Genomic DNA, 2042 nt, shown 5'->3' with positions numbered 1-2042 from the left:
GCTACCAACAGGTAGCGACACGAACCGAAACTACATGCTTGCAATCTAACGAAATCTAGGGATAGATTTAGAAACATGCCCCGACCGACACAGCTCCCGTTCAGCGGGACTCGCCTCGCGCGCCTCCGGGCCCGCGCGGGGCTCACCAATGCCGAGCTGGCCGAACGCTGCGGCCAGCTCGGGCACCCCGTGCATCACACGACGCTGGGGAAGCTGGAGCGCGGTGTGCAGATGCCGCGCCCCGGCCTGCCGCCCGTTCTCGCCGAAGCGCTCGATGTCGAGCTCGACGACCTGCTCGACGACGCGAGGGCCGCCGGATGACCCCCGAGCAGCGCGCCCTACGTGCCCGGATCGGCGCCCACGCGATGCATGCGCAGGGCAAGACCAACACCGGCCCGGCACGCGCCGCGTTCGCCGACCGGTGGGAAAAGCAGGTCGACCCCGAGGGGGTGCTCAGCCCCGACGAGCGGGCACGCCGCGCGCACCACGCGATGAAGGCGCACTTCTCCCGGATGGCGGCCAAGTCCGCAAAGGCACGAGCCAGGCGCAATCGCGCCGCATGACTCCCCCGCCCGTCGTCGACTTCCCCCGGTGGCGGGCGGGGGCTCCACAACAGGACGGCGGTCCGGTGCTGCAACACCGGACCGCCAAGACACGAGAGGAACAGCTCTCATGCCCGACGAGAAGGGTACCGCCCGCGAATGGTTCGAACCCGTGCTCAAGCCGGAGCCCACTCCGGTGTACGAGCAGGTCCGCGCCGACGTTGAGGGCCAGGCCGACGAGCACGCCAACGCATCGGGCGGCGACCGGTGAGCGCGCGCTGGTCGGAGCGGCAGGACGGCCGCGACGCCGGGCGGGCCGAGTCGGTCGCGTCCCCGACGACGCCGGGCGGCGGCGCGGGATGCCCGATCGTCGCGGTGCCGCTCGCGGTCGCCGGGCTGTACGTCGGCATCCACATGCTGGTGTGGCTGGGCCGGGTGTCGCCGGTCGGCCTCGCCGCCACGCTGCTGATCGCCGGTGCGCTGGCGTGGTGGCGTGGTGGTACGAGCCGCCTCGACCGCATCCTGCGCGACGAGCTGAGGGCCGGCGCGCAGCAGACCCCGAGCGGACCGCGACCGTCGACGCCGAGCGGGCGGCGCTGATGGAGCCCGAGCAGGTCATCCCCGCGTACGGCCAGCCGTGCATCGAGTGCGGGCAGCCCGCCCACCACGTCGAGGTGTATCCGCAGGGGCGCCGCTACGTGCACAGCGACCGGCGCATCCGCCCGTGCACCCGCCTCGCCGCCACCAGCCGGACCGAGCACCCACAGATTCCGCCCCACTCCAACCGTCCAGGAAGGACACGATGAGCAACTACAAGGCCCCGATCCGACGCGTCGACACCGCCCGAGGGCACCACTACGTCGACGCCAACGGCGCCCGCGTGCCCGGCGTGACCACCATCCTGTCCGGCGGGCTCCCCAAGGCCGCGCTGGTCAACTGGGCGGGCAAGGCCACCGCCGAGTACGCAATCGACAACTGGAACACCCTCGGCGAGCTGTCGCCCGCGAAACGGCTGGAGAAGCTGAACAAGGCCCGCTACGAGGAGAAGGACAGGGCGGCGAAGCGTGGCACCGAGGTGCACAACCTCGCCGAGCGGCTCGTGCGCGGCGAAGAGGTCGAGGTGCCCGACGAGCTCGCCGGGCACGTCGAGTCCTATGTGCAGTTCCTCGACGCGTGGCAGGTCCAGCCCGTGCACATCGAGATCACTGTGATGTCCCACCGGCACGGCTACGCCGGGACTCTCGACGGCATTTTCGACTTCCCGCTCGGCGTGCCCGGCTACCCGCAGGAGTGCCCGCGGCTGCTCGTCGACCTCAAGACCAACCGGTCCGGGATCTTCGGCGAAACCGCGCTGCAGCTGGCCGGGTACCGCTACGCCGACACCTACGTCGACGACAACGGCGACGAGCAACCGATGATCCCGGTCGACGGGTGCGCCGCCGTTCACGTCCGCGCCGACGGCGCCGACCTCATCCCGGTCACCGCGGGCCCGGTGCAGCA

General features: G+C 71.2%; 6 protein-coding genes. All 6 read left to right on the top strand.

The genetic code is table 11. The annotated features are described in order from the left end of the window. Positions 1–75: 75 nt before the first annotated feature. Positions 76–321: a helix-turn-helix transcriptional regulator gene (locus tag BA062_RS39460; RefSeq protein WP_110344220.1), complete on the top strand. Its 246-nt coding sequence runs from the start codon at positions 76–78 to the stop codon at positions 319–321. Then, positions 318–563, top strand: coding sequence for a hypothetical protein (locus tag BA062_RS39455; RefSeq protein WP_210407138.1), 246 nt, complete (start codon positions 318–320; stop codon positions 561–563). Before BA062_RS39460 ends, BA062_RS39455 begins: the two co-directional genes overlap by 4 nt. 109 nt (positions 564–672) lie before the next feature. Further along, complete coding sequence (locus tag BA062_RS40160; RefSeq protein ID WP_158303225.1) at positions 673–813, top strand: hypothetical protein; 141 nt, start codon at positions 673–675, stop codon at positions 811–813. Next, on the top strand, positions 810–1142 hold the full coding sequence (locus BA062_RS39450; protein ID WP_110344219.1) for a hypothetical protein: 333 nt from the start codon (positions 810–812) through the stop codon (positions 1140–1142). The genes BA062_RS40160 and BA062_RS39450 overlap by 4 nt, the downstream gene beginning before the upstream one ends. Then, positions 1142–1348, top strand: a complete 207-nt coding sequence (locus tag BA062_RS39445; RefSeq protein WP_110344218.1) for a hypothetical protein — start codon at positions 1142–1144, stop codon at positions 1346–1348. Before BA062_RS39450 ends, BA062_RS39445 begins: the two co-directional genes overlap by 1 nt. Beyond that, the coding region (locus BA062_RS39440) for a hypothetical protein (protein WP_110344217.1) at positions 1345–2042 on the top strand (698 nt) is incomplete at its 3' end. The genes BA062_RS39445 and BA062_RS39440, both read left to right, overlap by 4 nt.

It is taken from the genome of Prauserella flavalba (assembly GCF_003202235.1).
Classification (GTDB): Bacteria; Actinomycetota; Actinomycetes; order Mycobacteriales; family Pseudonocardiaceae; genus Prauserella_A; species Prauserella_A flavalba.
This window is presented reverse-complemented; position numbering and strand designations above follow the sequence as displayed.

Coding starts and splice junctions, on each gene's coding strand:
- BA062_RS39460 (WP_110344220.1), top strand. CDS start 76: ATGCCCCGACCGACACAGCTCCCGTTCAGCGGGACTCGCCTCGCGCGC.
- BA062_RS39455 (WP_210407138.1), top strand. CDS start 318: ATGACCCCCGAGCAGCGCGCCCTACGTGCCCGGATCGGCGCCCACGCG.
- BA062_RS40160 (WP_158303225.1), top strand. CDS start 673: ATGCCCGACGAGAAGGGTACCGCCCGCGAATGGTTCGAACCCGTGCTC.
- BA062_RS39445 (WP_110344218.1), top strand. CDS start 1,142: ATGGAGCCCGAGCAGGTCATCCCCGCGTACGGCCAGCCGTGCATCGAG.